Source organism: Flavobacterium sp. WC2509 (genome assembly GCF_052683105.1).
In genome coordinates this window covers 1,106,987-1,123,122 of record NZ_JBQZFG010000001.1, presented here as the reverse complement: position 1 = coordinate 1,123,122, position 16,136 = coordinate 1,106,987, and the positions used below count along the sequence as shown (strand labels likewise).

The window sequence follows — 16,136 nt, the reverse complement described above, 5'->3', positions numbered from 1 at the left end:
ATTGCTTTTTGGATTTAAAAATTTTAGTTTGTCAAAAATCTAAAATCAGCATTCTGAAATCTAAAATCATTATTCAAGCGACTGCATTGTTACTAATTTGTTATAACTGCCATTCATTGCAATAAGTTCTTCATGCTTACCTTGTTCAACAATTTTTCCTTTCTTCATGACAACAATCAAATCTGCTTTTTGAATGGTAGAAAGACGGTGTGCAATAACGATCGATGTTCTGTTTTGCATCATGTTTTCTAGAGCCACTTGTACAAATTTTTCGCTTTCGGTATCTAAAGCTGAAGTTGCCTCGTCCAAAATCATAATTGGAGGGTTTTTCAATACAGCACGAGCAATGGAAAGACGTTGTTTTTGACCACCAGAAAGTTTGTTTCCACTATCACCAATATTCGTGTAGATTCCAAGAGGTAAATCTTGGACGAATTCATAGGCATTGGCAATTTTCAAAGCTTCTATAATTTCGTCATCGGTTGCATTCAATTTTCCTAATGAGATATTTGCTTTTATAGTGTCATTAAATAAAATACTGTCTTGTGTTACCAATCCCATCAAACCACGTAGCGATTGTAGATTCAGGTCTTTTATGGGAATTCCGTCGATAGTAATTGTTCCTTCATTAACATCATAAAAACGGGTCAATAAATTAGCAATAGTACTTTTTCCGCTTCCTGATTGTCCGACAAGGGCAACGGTTTGGCCTTTTTTGACCGTAAGAGAAAAGTCTTTTAAAACGTTTTCATCTTCATATTTAAAATTGATATTTTGAATCGCAATTTCCGAATCGAAAGTGTTTTTTTCTATTGCATCGATTTTACTAGTTATTGGGTTTTCTTGGTCTAAAATCTCTAAAACACGTTCTGCTGCCGCGTTCCCTCGTTTTACTCCGTATGAAGCTTTAGAAATGGCTTTTGCAGGTGTCAGAATGTTATAGGCTAGTCCCATGTAGGCAATAAAGTCAGCCCCTTCAAGCGTTTTATCAATCAGAACCATTTGACCTCCGTACCAAAGCAAAATGGCAATTACAGTAATTCCCATAAATTCACTCGCAGGAGAGGCTAAGTTTTGGCGATTACCAATACTGTTTGATAAAGTAAAAAAGCGTTCTGTAGAATTTTGAAAAACCGTATTAAAATAATTTTCAGAATTATATCCTTTTACCACTTTCAATCCGCCAATGGTTTCTTCTATAGTCGATAAAAAAGTACCTTGTTCCTGTTGTGCTTTCGATGATTGTTTTTTAAGTTGTTTTCCAATCAATGAAATTACATACCCTGAAACTGGAATAAAAATAAAAACAAATATGGTCAATTGAGCACTAAGAATAAGCATGGCAATTATTGTAAAAACAATGGTAAGAGGTTCTTTTACAATAAGTTCAAGTATAGCTAAAAAGGAGTTTTGTACCTCGTTAACATCGGCAGAGATTCTCGAAATCACATCTCCTTTTCTTTTCTCAGAATAAAAAGCTAATGGCAGTTCAAGTGTTTTTTTATACAAAGCATTTCGCATGTCTCTTAAAACACCATTTCGTAAAAAAGTGATGAAGAACATAGCGAAATAATCGGCTAAGTTTTTTAACAAAAAGATTGAAATGATAATGGCAACCATTATAAATAAAATGTAACCAGACTCATGAGTATCTTTTGTTGAGGTAACGTAATAGCTTAAATAGTCATTGCCATATTCTTTAATTTTCAGAATACCTTCATATACTGGTTTTACTTTGTTTTCTTTTGTTTTGTCAAACAATACCTGAAGCATAGGTATTAAGGCAATGAAAGAAAGTGTACTAAAAATGGCATATAAAACATTAAAAAAGATGTTTAAGAAAGCATATTTTTTATACGGATATATGAAAGGAACTATTTTTTTAAAATTGCTCATTATTGAGTTGTTATTTAGGCATTAAAACCCGACAAATTTAGAAAATGTCGGGTTTATTTTTATTTAAAGCAATAGTTTTTTAGCTCAATTGCATTGCAGTAATTATATTTTTGATTTTTTCATCTAAGACCTGCTCAACTTTAGTGAAGTTTTCAACTGAGTCTAATTCTGTTTTTACGCTGATGTAAAATTTGATTTTAGGCTCTGTTCCACTTGGTCTGGCACAAATTTTAGAACCATCTTCAGTGTAGTAAATCAATACATCAGCTTTTGGCATATCAATAGTTTCTTCTTCTCCAGTAAACAAGTTTTTGGCAATTGATGATTTGTAATCTTCCACCAATACAACTCTTTGACCGTTAATTTCTTTCAAAGGATTTTCACGCAAAGAAATCATCATCTTATTGATTTCAGCTAAACCTTCCATTCCTTTCTTGGTAATCGAAACCAAATGCTCTTTATAAAACCCGTGTTCTACATATAGTTTTAATAATTCTTTGTAAACCGTACTTCCTTTAGCTTTGGCTTGAGCAGCTAATTCGCAAATTAATAAAGTAGCTGCAACAGCATCTTTATCACGTACGGCATCGCCAACCATGTATCCAAAACTTTCTTCTCCACCACCAATGAATTCCAATTCTGGGAAATCTTTAATCATTTTGGCAATCCATTTAAAACCAGTCAAACCAACTTTGAATCCAACTTCATAAGCCGAAGCTAATTCCATAATCATTGGAGTAGACACAATAGTAGAACCTACAAATTGTTTTCCGTTAATTTTTCCTGCTTTTTTCCATTCTTCCAATAGAAAAGCAGTCATCAAAATCATGGTTTGGTTTCCATTCAATAAAGTCATTTTACCTTCATTGTTTCGAACTGCAACACCTAATCTGTCGCAATCAGGATCTGTTCCAACAACAATATCTGAATTGGTTTTGTCTGCCAATGCCAATGCCATTGCTAAAGCTTCTGGTTCTTCAGGGTTTGGAGATTTTACTGTTGGAAAGTCGCCATTTGGAACTCTTTGTTCTTCAACAATGTTTACATTTTTATAACCTGCTTGTTTAAAAGTTTCAGGAACAGCAGTAATCGAAGTTCCGTGTAAAGAAGTAAATACAATGTTCAAATTGTCTTTAGCTTCCTGTGATGTTCCAAAACTAGCGTTTTCGATAGTTGATTTTATAAAAGCCTGATCAACTTCGGTATCTATATATTGAATCAAATCTTCGTTTGCGTCAAATTTGATTTGGTTGTAATTTAATTTTTCAATAGTATTGATAATATCTCCATCTTGCGGAGGAACAATTTGTCCACCATCTTCCCAATATACTTTGTAACCATTATATTCTGGGGGATTATGAGACGCCGTTAATACAATTCCACATTGGCAGCCTAAATATTTAAGAGCAAAAGACAATTCTGGCGTAGGTCTCAAATCCGAAAATAAATAAACCTGAATACCATTGGCAGAGAAAACATCAGCAACTACTTTTGCTAACGATTTACTATTATGACGACAGTCAAAAGCAATAACCGCTTTCAAAGGTTGGTTTGGAAAAGCAATTTTCAAATAATCAGAAAGTCCCTGAGTGCTTTTTCCAAGCGTGTATTTATTGATACGGTTGTTTCCAACACCCATTACACCACGCATTCCACCAGTTCCAAATTCCAAATTTTTATAAAAACTCTCTTCTAAATCTTTTGGCGAAGTCGTCATTAATTCTTTTATGGCAACTTGAGTTTCATTATCGAACGTAGGCGTTAACCATTCGTTTACTGCGTCTAAAATGTTTTGTGCTATGTGCATTATATATTTAGTTTTAGGTTGTTAATCTGTTTTATTTAGGAGCTATTCCTGTTATTCGCTGCAATCTTTTTCTCTTAAATCTTTTTTTCTAAGAACTGTCAGGAGCTTCCTTTGGTCGCTCTGCCTGTTCAGGAAAAAATAGATTTATTCAAAAAAGGATTTTCGCTACTATCAGGGCTAGAATCCGTAATACAGGAAAATTAGTTTTTATAACTTATATTTATTTTATTCCTTTTTGTTTATTTGTCCTAAATAGGGACAATTTAATACTCTGAATCCTTGCTGTTTTCTACTTTATAGAGTTCTGTCACACGGAAAATATTAGGGTTAAAAATTCACTTCAGTCGATACTTTGTAGCGCTCCTCATTATTTTTGGTTCTCAAAATTATTTCACCCAGAAATCCTGCCAAAAATAATTGTGTTCCCAAAACCATCGTTGTCAAGGCTATAAAAAACCATGGATTATTTGTAACCAAAGTATATTTCATACCATTATACATATGATATAATTTTGAAAAACCAATATATCCTGCTGCAAAAAAACCAATGATAAACATTAAGGAACCTATGGCGCCGAATAAATGCATGGGTCTTTTTCCAAATCGGGAAAGAAACCAAATCGTAATCAAATCTAAGAAACCATTGATGAAACGTTCCATTCCAAATTTGGTTTCTCCATATTTTCTGGCTTGATGCTGCACTACTTTTTCACCAATTTTACCAAAACCGGCATTCTTGGCCAAAACTGGAATGTATCGATGCATTTCGCCAGATACTTCTATGTTTTTTACCACTACATTTTTGTAGGCTTTCAATCCGCAGTTAAAATCATTCAATTCCACTCCAGATGTTTTTCTGGCAGCCCAATTAAATAGTTTTGAAGGAATATTTTTGGCTACAACTGAATCGTATCGTTTCTTTTTCCAACCTGAAACCAAATCATATTTTTCTTTGGTAATCATTTCATATAAACCTGGAATCTCATCTGGGCTATCCTGTAGATCGGCATCCATAGTAATGATTACATCACCTTTTGCCTTAGCAAAACCTGCATGCAATGCTTGTGACTTTCCGAAATTTTTCATGAAGCGAATCCCTTTTACATTAGGGTTTTCATTGGCAAATCCTGAAATAATATTCCAGGATTCATCAGTACTTCCGTCATCCAGAAAAATGATTTCATAACTATAATTGTTAGACTTCATTGTCGAAATGATCCAAGTGTACAATTCTTGTAAAGATTCCTCTTCGTTTAGAAGTGGTATGAGGATTGATAAATTCATTAATTAGAGACTTTGAGGTTTATCGTTTTTTAAAACCATACCTATTATAAGAGAGTAAAATAAACCAATGAAAGAATACATTGCGAGTGTTACTGGAAAAACAATAAAAGGATTTGTAAATTTTTTCATCATCGCCAAACCAGATTCTATTTGTTCGCTGGTAAGGTTTGGATTACTCTTTAGCATACCATCTCTTGTAATTGCCACCATTTCATCAACAAATTCAGGGAAAATTAAATTAAAGATCACACTAAAAGCAGCGTATATAAGTGCAGCAATAAATGTAATAGAAACTCCAATTTTAAGGCATTCACCAAAAGAGACAAAACCATTATTTATGTTTTTCTTGTAGTTGTTGCAACCTAAAAAAATGAATGCAATAGGTAGTATAAGATAATTGGCTATGTTTACAACAGTTCCAAACATGGTATTTACCAACGATTTCATGCCAATTACATACATAATTGTAAATTCCAAAACCATAATTACACCGAACAAAACGCCAAAAATAATTCCGGATTTTGCAGGAGATGTATTTTTTTCCATAAAGACTCTTTTTTTTTAATCTACAAATATAGCAATTCCCAATATAATGGAGTGTAAAAAATGATTTTTGAGCCGATATAAAAAAAGTAGCGCTTAAGGTTTGTATATTAAAAAATAAGTGTAAATTTGCAAACTCAAAATAATATTGTAAAACAAAAAGTTATAATAAGTTTATACCTTTTCTGTTAGAAGAAAAGCTTCAAGACAAGTTATAACCAAACAAATAAAAAAGATTCAAGATGAAAAAAGGTGTACACCCAGAAAATTACAGATTAGTTGCTTTTAAAGACATGTCAAACGAAGATGTTTTTATCACTAAATCTACTGCTGATACTAAAGAAACTATCATTCACGAAGGTGTTGAATATCCAGTTGTGAAAATGGAGATTTCTAGAACTTCTCACCCTTTTTACACAGGTAAATCTAAACTTATCGATACTGCAGGACGTATTGATAAATTCAAAACTAAATACGCTAAACACGCTAAATAATTTTAGCTGGTTCAAAATATTTCTAAAGCCTCGTAATTTACGAGGCTTTTTTATGTTTTTTAGTTTCTAAATTCTCGATGTTTGGATCAGTGTAGCTCCGTAAACATTTAAAAATAATTGTAACTTTGCGGTGATAACCAAATCCCTTTTTAATAATTTATTAATTTAATTTATGAACTACATACTTTTTGACGGTCCCGCTCGAAATGCATTGTTACCTTTTACTTTTACCCGACCGGTTGCCGACATTTTAGTTGGTATTATGACAATTCGTCAAAAATGGGAAGCGCATTTGGGATCTACAACGACTACACTTACCGAGGAATATTTGTCAGAGAAATTCCCAATGGTTGAATTGGAAGAGAATGTAATGATCAATGCTTCTTTTTTGCCTAATGCTATTTTAGCTGATATGGTTAGTGATTTAGGTCCTAATCAGGCTATTTTTAGAAGGGATGATGTAGTTGCTTTTTATGCAAATGATGAACAGGAATCAGTTGATTTTGATGATTATGAAATAATAGAATATAAGGGAGAAGTAATTACTATTGAAAATACTTGGGATATATTCTCGAATAATGGCGCTGCGATTCGTGAAGATTTCCAATTTTTGACAGAAGATAGAAAATCTCAACCTATACCTAAAAGTGTAAATGTAATTGCTCCAGAGAATGTTTTTATTGAAGAAGGAGCTAAATTAGAGTTTGTAACCTTAAATGCTTCTACAGGTCCTATATATATAGGTAAAGATTCTGAAATTATGGAAGGGTCAATTATTCGTGGGCCATTTGCTTTATGTGAAGGAGCAGGAGTGAAAATGGGAGCCAAAGTCTATGGAGCAACTACTGTTGGGCCTTATTCTAGAATTGGGGGTGAAGTAAAAAATGCAGTTCTTTTTGCGTATTCAAATAAAGGGCATGATGGATTTCTTGGAGATTCGGTATTAGGAGAATGGTGTAATATTGGTGCTGATAGTAATAATTCTAATCTAAAAAATAATTACGAAGAAGTAAAATTGTGGAGTTATGAAACGGAAAGTTTTGCAAAAACAGGTCTTCAGTTTTGTGGTTTGATGATGGGTGATCATAGTAAATGCGGAATTAATACAATGTTTAATACTGGAACGGTAGTAGGAGTGAGTGTTAATATTTTTGGAAGTGGTTTTCCTCGTAATTTCGTGCCAAGTTTTTCTTGGGGTGGATCAACAGGATTTACGACTTATGTTACCAAAAAAGCATTTGAAACTGCAAGATTAGTAATGAGCCGAAGAAATGTAGAGTTTGATGAAAAAGAAGAGGCAATCTTGGAACATATTTTTGAGGAATCAAAAAAATGGAGAAAAGAGTAAAATAATAAGATAATTAGACAATTTGATAATTAGATAATGCTCCGTAAGGCTGAATGCTTTGCGGAGTTTTTTGTTTTGAAATTATCTAATTATCAAATTGTCTAATTATCTAATTAATCTATCTTTGCGCTTTCAAAAAAATACTTGCTAAGAGTCTAAAAATCTAAGCAGTCTAAAATCTAAAAATCTAAATGATTACAATTAACGATATTTCGGTTCAATTTGGAGGAACTACACTTTTTAGTGATGTTTCTTTTGCAATAAATGAAAATGACAAAATTGCCCTTATGGGTAAAAATGGTGCTGGTAAATCAACACTTTTAAAAATTATTGCAGGACAAGGAAAACCTTCTACTGGAAATGTTTCTGTGCCAAAAGATGCAGTTGTTGCTTATTTGCCACAGCATTTATTGACTACAGATGGTGCTACGGTGATGGAAGAAGCTTCAAAAGCTTTTGGTGAAATCTTTAGCATGAAATCCGAAATAGATGAAATTAATGAGCAATTGACTATTCGTACCGATTATGAAAGTGATGCGTATATGAAATTAATCGAAAGAGTTTCAGACTTAAGTGAGAAATATTATGCAATTGAAGAGGTAAATTATGAAGCTGAAGTAGAGAAAATTCTAATTGGTCTTGGTTTTGTTCGTGAAGATTTTGCTCGTCAAACTTCTGAATTTTCTGGAGGATGGAGAATGAGAATTGAATTAGCTAAAATCCTTTTGCAAAAACCTGATTTAATTTTGCTGGATGAGCCTACGAATCACATGGATATCGAAAGTATTCAATGGTTGGAAGATTTCTTGATTAATTCGGCTAAAGCGGTTGTTGTTATTTCGCACGATAGAGCTTTTGTGGATAATATTACCAATCGTACTATTGAAGTGACAATGGGGCGTATTTATGATTATAAAGCAAAATATACTCATTATTTAGAGTTGAGAAAAGACCGTCGTCTTCATCAGCAAAAAGCCTATGATGAGCAGCAAAAAATGATTGCTGATAATAGAACTTTTATCGACCGATTTAAAGGGACATTTTCTAAAACAGATGCGGTTCAGTCGAGAGTGAAAATGCTTGAAAAATTAGTTATTGTGCAGGTCGATGAAGTAGATACTTCGGCATTGAAGTTAAAATTCCCACCAGCTGCACGTTCTGGGCAATATCCTGTTATTGTAAAAGATATGTCTAAATCGTATGGCGATCATGTGGTTTTTAAAGATGCAAATATTGTTATCGAAAGAGGTCAAAAAGTAGCCTTTGTTGGGAAAAATGGAGAAGGTAAATCTACTATGATTAAAGCTATAATGAAGGAGTTTGCTCCTGATAATGGTTCTGTAGAAATTGGACATAATTCTCAAATTGGATATTTTGCTCAAAATCAAGCGGCTTTATTAGATGAAAATGCTACTATTTTTGAAACTATAGATGATATTGCAGTTGGTGATGTGAGAACGCAAATAAAAAACATCCTTGGAGCTTTCATGTTTCATGGTGATGATATTACTAAGAAAGTTAAAGTGCTTTCTGGAGGAGAAAAAACACGTTTGGCAATGATTAAATTATTGCTTGAACCTGTGAATTTATTGATTCTCGATGAGCCTTCGAATCACTTGGATATGAAAACTAAAGATATTATCAAGGATGCTTTACGTGATTTTGACGGAACTTTGATATTAGTTTCCCACGATCGTGATTTCCTTGACGGATTGGCTACCAAAGTTTTTGAATTTGGAAACAAACGTGTTGTAGAACATTTTGAAGATATAACCGGTTTCTTGGCTCACAAGAAAATGGATAGTATGAAAGAAATTGAAAAATAAATTTTAGATTAAAAGTAAAAGAGGCTGTTTTGTATAAAACAGCCTCTTTTTTTTATATTCTTATTCCAGGTGGAAGTAATTCTTTGTAAATAGGATTTTTTTTAATGAAAGCTACTGTTTTTGGTAGAATAGGTACTACTTTCCATTTTTTCTCAATGGCAATTTCCATTATATTCTTTAGGAAATTTGAAATAAACGCTTCGTCATCGTAATTTTCGGGAACATTAATTTTAGTTAAAAATATTTTTTTCTCTTGAAAGGAATATTCCAATGAAATTATTCCAGTCTCTACTTTTGTTTCAAATTGTCTGGCAAAAGCATTGTCTTTTATTTCTAATTTTGTTATTGTTTCCATTTTTTTGGTATTTGAGAAGTAAATTGAATAGAGTATTCAATTGGAGATGCAAATGTAATCATTTGGTTTTCAGTATTAATTGTTTTTAAGACTAATTTAGTATACATATTGAAGTGTATATTCGTTTGAATAATATTATTTTATAAATGCTGTCAGAAGTAATCGATAAAAGAGAATAAAATTTTAATTTTAAAGAATTATAAATAGAGAGAAGAGTTGGTCTCCATATCTCAAAATAAAAATCAATTTACATTTATATGAATAAGATTCCAGTTTATTTTATGCCAGGTTTAGCAGCAAGTGTGGCTATTTTTGAGCGAATAAAACTTCCTGAGTCTGAGTTTGAAATGTTTTTTTTAGAATGGGAAATTCCAAATGAAAAGGAAACTTTAAAAGAGTATGCCAAGCGAATGGCTCAAAAGATTGTTCATGAAAACCCAGTTTTGATAGGTGTTTCTTTTGGAGGTATTTTGGTTCAGGAAATGGCTAGTTTTATTAAGGTTCGGAAAGTTATAATTATTTCGAGTGTAAAAAGTTGCTTGGAGTTTCCAAAAAGAATGATTTTAGCAAAAAAGACAAAAGCTTATAAGTTGATTCCTATTGGTTTGGTTCAAAATATTGAAAGCTTGGTTAGATTTTCTTTTGGAAAAAAAGTAAATAAAAGACTTAAATTATATGAAAAATTTCTTTCTGTGAGAGATGTGCATTATTTGGATTGGGCAATTGAGCAAGTGATTTTATGGGAGAGAAAAGTTGTTAATCCTGATGTGATTCACATTCATGGAGATGCGGATGATGTTTTTCCAATAAAATACATTGAAAATTGTATTGTTGTAAAGGGAGGAACTCACATTATGATTCTAAATAAATACAAGTGGTTAAATGAAAATTTACCTCAGATTATTTTGGGTAATAAATTGATTGAAAAACCTAGTAGTTAATTACTTGTAGTGGTAAAGCTTTTGTTGTTTGATGCTGCACTAACAAGGTTTTCATTGATGTCTTTGCTAAAGTAGTTGTAGCTAGAGATTATCGCTTCTTTTATAGGTGTTTTTATTTTTGTGTTGTTTTCAAAATGTTTAACACTGATTACATTTTTATTTTCATCAATAAATATAGATGTTGGGAAGCCAAGAGTATGTTTGATAGATGAAATAATATGTGAGTCTTTTGAATAATATTCATTTGCATAACATACTTTGATATTGCTGCTAAATTTATAAGCAATGTTTTTTAAGTCACTTTTTTTATCCCAAAAAACTACAATAAATTGCATGTCGTTACGATGTTCTTTTGCTAATATGTTTAGGGCAGGAATTTCTCCTTTTGGAATTACACACCATGAAGAATAGGTTATTATAAATATAGGTTTATTGATTCGGTTTATTTTTACATTTTTTTCTTTGTAAACTTTTAGGTTAAAATCATCGAATTTTGTTCCTACAAGTTTTGTTTTTACCAAAGAATCGAAAAGCATTTTTCCTTCTGTAATGTTATTGCTTTCGTAAGCTTTATTTGAAGCTATTTTGTAAGGTGTTATGTTTTTTTTTATTGCATCAGTAAAATACGTAATTGTGTCTTGACTATATGAGGAATACAGATTAAAAAGAAACAATAGAGTAAGTAATGATTTTTGCATAAACCTTTGGAATTAAGTAATCTACGAAAGTAAATAAATTTTATTATGATTTTACAGCTAATCGATTAAAGGCAAATAAATCCGTTTAAGTGAGTTAAAGCCATAAAAAAAGCGTTCTAATTAAAGTTAGAACGCTTTTTTATGAAATTAATTGTAGGATTATATCTTTTTCATTTGCTCTTTCATCATAACAATTTGATCCTTAAGCATATTTTGTTTATCTAATTTTTTTGCTTCATTTAGTAAAGCAGTAGCTTCTAGTTTTCTTCTGCGGGTCATGGCAACTCCAGCTAGATTTAATTTAGCGACAGCTAAATCCATATCCATTGATAGACCAAGTTCGATTGCTTTTTTGAAATATTTTTCCGCTTGATTGATGTTAGTTTGCGAAAGCATAATTCCGTGTAGGTAATTGAAATATCCTTGTTGTTTTCTAACTAAGGCAGTTTCTGGGTTTTTAATGTAATTTAGCCATTTTTTAGCGCCTTCAAAGTCTTGTTTTCTGAGTTTTAAAAAGGCAAGAAGAATAAATTCGTTTTTGAAGTATAGAAAAATAGGGATTCCAGACAATAAAATCAGGAAGATTCCGTTCCCAATATTACTTTCGGTAAATTGCCAGATGCTAGTAATTATAATAAGCCCAGCGATAATAAGTTTAATATTTTTATGAAACATAATGTATAATTATTTATGGTTGCAAAGATAGTAAAAGGAATTAAAAATATTTTTTAAAAACTGCTTGCCAGAAAAAAAAGTCTTTGTATATTTGCACTCGGTTTTAGAATAACGGTTATTCAAAAATAAACAGACACTTAATTAAGATTTTAAATATACAAAGCAATGAGCAAAAGAACGTTTCAACCATCGAAAAGAAAAAGAAGAAATAAACACGGATTTATGGATAGAATGGCTTCTGCTAATGGAAGAAAAGTTCTAGCGCGTAGAAGAGCTAAAGGAAGACATAAATTGACTGTTTCTTCTGAACCAAGACACAAAAAATAATGTTTGTATAAACATCTATAAGGCGTTACTTTTTTTAGTATCGCCTTTTTTTATACCCAAGCGGTACTACTGTTTAAAAGTTTGATTTTTGTTTTTTATAACAAATTTCAGATTCTAAGTGATAAAATATAACTCCAATAATAAAAAAAAATGCCAAAAGACACATCCATTAAATCCGTTTTAATAATTGGTTCAGGTCCGATTGTAATTGGTCAAGCATGCGAATTCGATTATGCTGGATCTCAATCTGCCCGTTCGATCCGTGAAGAAGGAATTGAAGTAATTTTAATTAACTCCAATCCAGCTACAATTATGACAGATCCTTCAATGGCGGATCATGTTTATTTGAAACCTTTAACGACAAAATCGATTATTGAAATTCTGAAGGAACATCCACAAATTGATGCAGTTTTGCCAACAATGGGAGGACAAACGGCTTTGAATTTATGTTTGGAGGCTGACGAAAAAGGAATTTGGCAAGATTTTGGAGTACGAATGATTGGTGTAGATGTAAATGCCATCAATATTACCGAAGATAGAGAGCAGTTTAAACAATTGCTTCAAAAAATAAATGTTCCTACTGCACCAGCAAAAACAGCTACTTCTTTCTTGGAAGGAAAAGAAATTGCACAGGAATTTGGTTTTCCATTAGTAATTCGTCCATCTTTTACTCTTGGAGGAACTGGAGCAGCATTTGTACATACAAAAGAAGAGTTTGACGAAAAACTTACTTACGGATTAGAAATGTCTCCTATTCACGAAGTTTTGATTGACAAAGCTTTAATTGGATGGAAAGAATATGAATTGGAGTTGTTAAGAGATAAAAATGACAATGTTGTAATTATCTGTTCTATCGAAAATATGGACCCGATGGGAATTCATACGGGAGATTCAATTACTGTAGCGCCAGCAATGACATTGTCTGATACCACATTCCAAAAATTACGTGATTACGCTATCTTAATGATGCGTAGTATCGGAAATTTTGCAGGAGGTTGTAATGTACAGTTTGCAGTTTCACCAGACGAAAAAGAAGATATCGTTGCGATTGAAATCAATCCTCGTGTATCTCGTTCATCTGCTTTGGCATCAAAAGCAACTGGATATCCAATTGCAAAAATCGCTTCTAAACTTGCTTTAGGATATAATCTTGATGAATTGCAAAACCAAATTACAAAATCTACTTCTGCTTTATTCGAGCCGACTTTAGATTATGTAATCGTAAAAATACCACGTTGGAACTTTGATAAATTTGAAGGAGCAGACAGAACTTTAGGACTTCAAATGAAATCGGTAGGTGAGGTAATGGGAATTGGACGTTCGTTCCAAGAAGCTTTACACAAAGCTACTCAATCATTAGAAATCAAAAGAAACGGTCTTGGTGCTGACGGAAAAGGATATACAAACTACGAGCAAATTATCGAGAAATTGACTTTTGCAAGCTGGGATCGTGTTTTCGTAATTTATGATGCAATCGCAATGGGAATTCCATTGAGTCGTATTCATGAAATTACCAAAATCGATATGTGGTTCTTGAAACAATACGAAGAACTTTATGTTTTAGAAAAAGAAATTTCTAACTACACTATACAATCTTTACCAAAAGAATTATTGCTTGAAGCGAAACAAAAAGGTTTTGCTGACAGACAGATTGCTCACATGATGGGGGCAAAGGAGAGTGAAGTGCATTCTTTGCGTATGTCAATGGATATTAACCGTGTATTCAAATTGGTTGATACTTGTGCAGCAGAATTTAAAGCTAAAACACCTTATTATTACTCTACTTTTGAAGCTGAAATTGAAAAAGCTAACGGAGAGCGTTATGTGGATAATGAAAGTATTGTAACTGATAAAAAGAAAATTATAGTACTAGGTTCTGGACCAAACCGAATTGGACAAGGAATCGAGTTTGATTATTCTTGTGTTCACGGAGTTTTGGCAGCCAAAGAATGTGGTTATGAAACCATCATGATTAACTGTAATCCAGAAACGGTTTCGACTGATTTTGATACAGCGGATAAATTATATTTCGAGCCAGTATTTTGGGAGCATATTTACGATATCATCCAACACGAAAAACCAGAAGGTGTAATCGTGCAATTAGGTGGTCAAACGGCTTTGAAATTAGCTGAAAAATTATCTAAATACGGAGTAAAAATTATAGGAACAAGTTTCGATGCTTTGGATTTAGCCGAAGACAGAGGACGTTTCTCAGATTTATTGACAGAATTACACATTCCTTTCCCGAAATTTGGAATTGCTGAAACGGCAGATGAAGCTTCTGCGTTGGCTGATACTTTAGACTTCCCGTTATTGATTCGTCCTTCTTATGTATTGGGTGGTCAGGGAATGAAAATCGTAATCAATAAAAAAGAATTAGAAGAGCACGTTATCAACTTATTGAAACAGATTCCAGGTAATAAATTGCTGTTAGACCATTATTTGGCTGGAGCAATCGAAGCGGAAGCAGATGCAATTTGTGATGCTGATGGTAATGTGTATATCATAGGAATTATGGAGCATATCGAACCTTGTGGAGTTCACTCGGGAGATAGTAATGCTACTTTACCACCGTTCAACTTGGGTGAATTTGTAATGCAACAAATAAAAGATCATACTTTTAAAATTGCTAAAGCATTAAAAACTGTTGGTTTGATTAATATTCAGTTTGCGATAAAAGACGATACTGTTTATATTATTGAAGCAAATCCTAGAGCGTCTCGTACGGTTCCGTTTATTGCAAAAGCTTACGGAGAGCCTTATGTGAACTATGCTACTAAAGTAATGTTGGGTGAAAAGAAAGTAACTGATTTTGATTTCAATCCACAATTAAAAGGATATGCAATTAAACAACCAGTTTTCTCTTTCAGCAAGTTCCAAAATGTGAATAAAGCATTAGGGCCAGAAATGAAATCTACAGGAGAAAGTATCTTGTTTATTGAAGACTTGAAAGACGATCAATTCTACGAATTGTACTCTAGAAGAAAAATGTATTTGAGTAAATAAGATTCAAATTCTGATATAAAAAAAGCCTCGTTTTCGAGGCTTTTTTGTTGGAATGTTGTTTTGTGTTTTATTCTTATATAGAAGAAAAATTTATTATTCAAGTATAATCTTTCGTGCGTTGTTCTATTAAGACTTTTTAAATAAAAGTTGACTTCTAGGCAAGTTGAAAAGGGATTCTTTGCTAGAATTCGGTTTTGCAATTCCTTCAGAAATTTATTATATTGATTCTAAGCAATATTTTCTAATCCGCCAGGAAAAGGTCTATAAGCGTAATAATGTAGAACTTCTTCGATAGCCATTTTTAAGGCTTCATTTATAGGAAGTAGAATTGTTGCCAGTCTATAATCTATGGTTGAAAGACGCATATAATAATCAGAGAAAATAGGAACATAAAGTCCGTTACTAATAGCTTCTTCGGTGTTGTTGTAGCTTTCTTGTTGATTCTCTTTTATAATTTTGCAGGTGTTTAATCGCAGTTTGCCATATTTGTCTCTACTAGCGGCATATCCAAAAAGCCTGCAAATTAATCCTCGGTATTTGTAATTAGTGCATCTGCCTTTTTTATTGTTTACAATAGAAAGAGATTGGTATAAATGGCAAAAGGTATTGGTTTTGGAACTGAGTTCTTCTAAAGTAATTTCGGCTGTGCCATTCAAAAATAAATAAAAGGCCCAAGGTAAAAATTCCAAAGGCGAAGCATCTATATTTGGTTTTGAACAGCATTGACCACAGCCATTATTGCAATGTAAATTAGTTTCGGATTTGAAATTAGTTATTTCGTTTTCGAGGCGATCGAATAATTCTTCAACCAATTGAACTTTGTGTTCTATAGACATTATTTTTTGTCTAATGTACGCTATTAAATACCGTTATGACTGTAATCTGTTTTTACTTACTGTTTTATTGGAATATTTTGGTTTTAAATGAAAAAAGGGT

General features: G+C 32.4%; 14 protein-coding genes. 6 read left to right on the top strand and 8 right to left on the bottom strand.

Translation table 11 applies throughout. From position 1 onward, the window contains the following. Positions 1–69 precede the first annotated feature (69 nt). The 4 genes from ACUN3A_RS04475 to ACUN3A_RS04460 all read right to left on the bottom strand — a co-directional run bounded on the left by ACUN3A_RS04475 (position 70) and on the right by ACUN3A_RS04460 (position 5,533). A complete protein-coding gene (locus ACUN3A_RS04475; RefSeq protein ID WP_445550141.1) occupies positions 70–1,896 on the bottom strand; it encodes an ABC transporter ATP-binding protein in 1,827 nt (608 codons plus the stop codon). 79 nt (positions 1,897–1,975) lie between these two features. Then, positions 1,976–3,703, bottom strand: a complete 1,728-nt coding sequence (locus tag ACUN3A_RS04470; RefSeq protein WP_445550140.1) for a phospho-sugar mutase — start codon at positions 3,701–3,703, stop codon at positions 1,976–1,978. A gap of 327 nt (positions 3,704–4,030) precedes the next feature. Beyond that, positions 4,031–4,987: a glycosyltransferase family 2 protein gene (locus ACUN3A_RS04465; RefSeq protein ID WP_445550139.1), complete on the bottom strand. Its 957-nt coding sequence runs from the start codon at positions 4,985–4,987 to the stop codon at positions 4,031–4,033. A 3-nt stretch (positions 4,988–4,990) separates the two neighbouring features. Continuing rightward, positions 4,991–5,533 (bottom strand): DUF4199 domain-containing protein, encoded by a 543-nt coding sequence (locus ACUN3A_RS04460; protein ID WP_445550138.1) that lies wholly within the window; start codon positions 5,531–5,533, stop codon positions 4,991–4,993. Between the two features lie 239 nt (positions 5,534–5,772). Here ACUN3A_RS04460 and ACUN3A_RS04455 point away from each other — a divergent pair, with 239 nt between their 5' ends. The 3 genes from ACUN3A_RS04455 (at position 5,773) to ACUN3A_RS04445 (ending at position 9,198) form a co-directional block, all read left to right on the top strand. Next, positions 5,773–6,024 (top strand): type B 50S ribosomal protein L31, encoded by a 252-nt coding sequence (locus tag ACUN3A_RS04455; RefSeq protein ID WP_115814559.1) that lies wholly within the window; start codon positions 5,773–5,775, stop codon positions 6,022–6,024. 172 nt (positions 6,025–6,196) lie between these two features. Beyond that, positions 6,197–7,372, top strand: a complete 1,176-nt coding sequence (locus ACUN3A_RS04450) for a GlmU family protein (RefSeq protein ID WP_445550137.1) — start codon at positions 6,197–6,199, stop codon at positions 7,370–7,372. 191 nt (positions 7,373–7,563) lie between these two features. Further along, positions 7,564–9,198 (top strand): ABC-F family ATP-binding cassette domain-containing protein, encoded by a 1,635-nt coding sequence (locus ACUN3A_RS04445; protein WP_445550136.1) that lies wholly within the window; start codon positions 7,564–7,566, stop codon positions 9,196–9,198. 52 nt (positions 9,199–9,250) lie between these two features. Here ACUN3A_RS04445 and ACUN3A_RS04440 read toward each other — a convergent pair whose 3' ends face one another. Beyond that, positions 9,251–9,553 carry a GNAT family N-acetyltransferase gene (locus ACUN3A_RS04440; RefSeq protein ID WP_445550135.1) on the bottom strand — a complete coding sequence of 101 codons (303 nt, stop codon included), beginning with the start codon at positions 9,551–9,553 and terminating at the stop codon, positions 9,251–9,253. 257 nt (positions 9,554–9,810) lie between these two features. Here ACUN3A_RS04440 and ACUN3A_RS04435 point away from each other — a divergent pair, with 257 nt between their 5' ends. After that, complete coding sequence (locus tag ACUN3A_RS04435) at positions 9,811–10,494, top strand: alpha/beta hydrolase (protein ID WP_445550134.1); 684 nt, start codon at positions 9,811–9,813, stop codon at positions 10,492–10,494. Here ACUN3A_RS04435 and ACUN3A_RS04430 read toward each other — a convergent pair. Together ACUN3A_RS04430 and ACUN3A_RS04425 are read right to left on the bottom strand one after the other, a co-directional pair. Continuing rightward, on the bottom strand, positions 10,491–11,192 hold the full coding sequence (locus tag ACUN3A_RS04430) for a TlpA family protein disulfide reductase (protein ID WP_445550133.1): 702 nt from the start codon (positions 11,190–11,192) through the stop codon (positions 10,491–10,493). The two genes, ACUN3A_RS04435 and ACUN3A_RS04430, sit on opposite strands and share 4 nt — an antisense overlap. Before the next feature lie 159 nt (positions 11,193–11,351). After that, positions 11,352–11,867 carry a DUF2892 domain-containing protein gene (locus ACUN3A_RS04425; protein WP_445550132.1) on the bottom strand — a complete coding sequence of 172 codons (516 nt, stop codon included), beginning with the start codon at positions 11,865–11,867 and terminating at the stop codon, positions 11,352–11,354. Between the two features lie 165 nt (positions 11,868–12,032). On the opposite strand from ACUN3A_RS04425, the gene rpmH reads away from it, so the two are divergent. Both rpmH and carB read left to right on the top strand, forming a co-directional pair. Beyond that, entirely contained in the window at positions 12,033–12,194 is a 162-nt protein-coding gene (rpmH, locus tag ACUN3A_RS04420; protein WP_008464848.1) for a 50S ribosomal protein L34, read from the top strand. 150 nt (positions 12,195–12,344) lie between these two features. Further along, positions 12,345–15,200 carry a carbamoyl-phosphate synthase large subunit gene (gene carB, locus ACUN3A_RS04415; protein ID WP_445550131.1) on the top strand — a complete coding sequence of 952 codons (2,856 nt, stop codon included), beginning with the start codon at positions 12,345–12,347 and terminating at the stop codon, positions 15,198–15,200. 227 nt (positions 15,201–15,427) lie between these two features. Here the strand turns inward: carB and ACUN3A_RS04410 are convergent, their stop codons facing one another. Beyond that, a complete protein-coding gene (locus ACUN3A_RS04410) occupies positions 15,428–16,036 on the bottom strand; it encodes a YkgJ family cysteine cluster protein (protein ID WP_445550130.1) in 609 nt (202 codons plus the stop codon). Between the last annotated feature and the right edge of the window lie 100 nt (positions 16,037–16,136).

Excerpts from the sequence above, each read along its gene's own strand:
- ACUN3A_RS04475 (WP_445550141.1), bottom strand. The coding sequence starts at position 1,896 with ATGAGCAATTTTAAAAAAATAGTTCCTTTCATATATCCGTATAAAAAA.
- ACUN3A_RS04470 (WP_445550140.1), bottom strand. The coding sequence starts at position 3,703 with ATGCACATAGCACAAAACATTTTAGACGCAGTAAACGAATGGTTAACG.
- ACUN3A_RS04465 (WP_445550139.1), bottom strand. The coding sequence starts at position 4,987 with ATGAATTTATCAATCCTCATACCACTTCTAAACGAAGAGGAATCTTTA.
- ACUN3A_RS04460 (WP_445550138.1), bottom strand. The coding sequence starts at position 5,533 with ATGGAAAAAAATACATCTCCTGCAAAATCCGGAATTATTTTTGGCGTT.
- ACUN3A_RS04455 (WP_115814559.1), top strand. The coding sequence starts at position 5,773 with ATGAAAAAAGGTGTACACCCAGAAAATTACAGATTAGTTGCTTTTAAA.
- ACUN3A_RS04450 (WP_445550137.1), top strand. The coding sequence starts at position 6,197 with ATGAACTACATACTTTTTGACGGTCCCGCTCGAAATGCATTGTTACCT.
- ACUN3A_RS04445 (WP_445550136.1), top strand. The coding sequence starts at position 7,564 with ATGATTACAATTAACGATATTTCGGTTCAATTTGGAGGAACTACACTT.
- ACUN3A_RS04440 (WP_445550135.1), bottom strand. The coding sequence starts at position 9,553 with ATGGAAACAATAACAAAATTAGAAATAAAAGACAATGCTTTTGCCAGA.
- ACUN3A_RS04435 (WP_445550134.1), top strand. The coding sequence starts at position 9,811 with ATGAATAAGATTCCAGTTTATTTTATGCCAGGTTTAGCAGCAAGTGTG.
- ACUN3A_RS04430 (WP_445550133.1), bottom strand. The coding sequence starts at position 11,192 with ATGCAAAAATCATTACTTACTCTATTGTTTCTTTTTAATCTGTATTCC.
- ACUN3A_RS04425 (WP_445550132.1), bottom strand. The coding sequence starts at position 11,867 with ATGTTTCATAAAAATATTAAACTTATTATCGCTGGGCTTATTATAATT.
- rpmH (WP_008464848.1), top strand. The coding sequence starts at position 12,033 with ATGAGCAAAAGAACGTTTCAACCATCGAAAAGAAAAAGAAGAAATAAA.
- carB (WP_445550131.1), top strand. The coding sequence starts at position 12,345 with ATGCCAAAAGACACATCCATTAAATCCGTTTTAATAATTGGTTCAGGT.
- ACUN3A_RS04410 (WP_445550130.1), bottom strand. The coding sequence starts at position 16,036 with ATGTCTATAGAACACAAAGTTCAATTGGTTGAAGAATTATTCGATCGC.